The sequence below is a fragment of the Methylobacterium bullatum genome, from assembly GCF_014845095.1.
In the GTDB taxonomy this organism is placed as follows: Bacteria; Pseudomonadota; Alphaproteobacteria; order Rhizobiales; family Beijerinckiaceae; genus Methylobacterium; species Methylobacterium bullatum.
On the sequence record NZ_NKUG01000245.1, the window covers coordinates 1 to 945 of the forward strand.

The 945-nt window shown below is 71.4% G+C and carries 1 protein-coding gene; it reads right to left on the minus strand.

Annotated features, from left to right (window positions below):
• The coding region (locus MBTS_RS22670) for a hypothetical protein (RefSeq protein WP_192216547.1) at positions 1-945 on the minus strand (945 nt) is incomplete at both ends.

Genomic DNA, 945 nt, shown 5'->3' on the forward strand with positions numbered 1-945 from the left:
GTTCGGGATAGGCCGGATCGGCCCTCCTTACGCGCTCCAGCGCCGCGTCGAAAGTGAGGAGGGCCGCCGGCAACGCATCGGGCCGGCCGTCGAGGACGATGCCGTAGAGGCCGTCTTTTCCGACCAGGGTGAGCGAGGCGGCGGCGGGATGGGCGCAGCCCTTGGCGCAGCCCGACACATGGGCCGACAGCCCTCGCGCCGAAAAGGCCTCGAAGGCGTCGGCCAGTCGCGCCGCATCGACAAGCGTCGTCGTCGAGCCGGAAGCGCAGGCTGGCGCTCCCGGACAGGCGGCAACCGCCCGCCTCGGATCGTCCGGCTCCGTCAAGAAGCCTGCCGCCGCGAGGATGGGTCGCACCGCCTCCGCCGCCGCCGCGTTGGGGGCAACAAGCAGAAACCCCCTCGTCGGCGAGAGCCGCAGAGGCTCCCCACCGAGGGATTCTGCCGTATTGGCGAGGGTTTCTAGAGCGTCCGCCGTGCAGCGGCCGAAGGGTGCGTCGACCAGGATGGCGATGGGCGAAGCTTCGCTTGGGGGGGATTCGTGCTGCCCGCGAGCGGTGGGACGATGTGAGTTCAGGGCAAGTAGGCCAGGACGCGGCAGCGATGCGCCGGGAGGAGGCGTTGCAGGGCGAAGGCCGAGACCGAGCGCCAGGCCGCCTCTGTCTGTGGAGGATAGATCCCGCATCCGGCGTTGCCCGCTCTCCGCGAGACGGCGCAAGGCGGCGTCGAGGACAGAATGCACGCCGTCGGCCGGGACATCCCACCAGCCAGCGTCGCCTGCGAGTTGCAACGCCAAGCCCTCCGCCGTGGCGACGAGATGGCAATCGGGCTGAGCGGCGCCGAGGCAGGTGCCGCGCTCTGCCGCCTCGACGGCGACCAGTGCCTTGGGGGGCAGGCCCGTGATCGCCAGCCCGATCGCCTCGATCGCCCCGGCCAGGGCCGGGATGT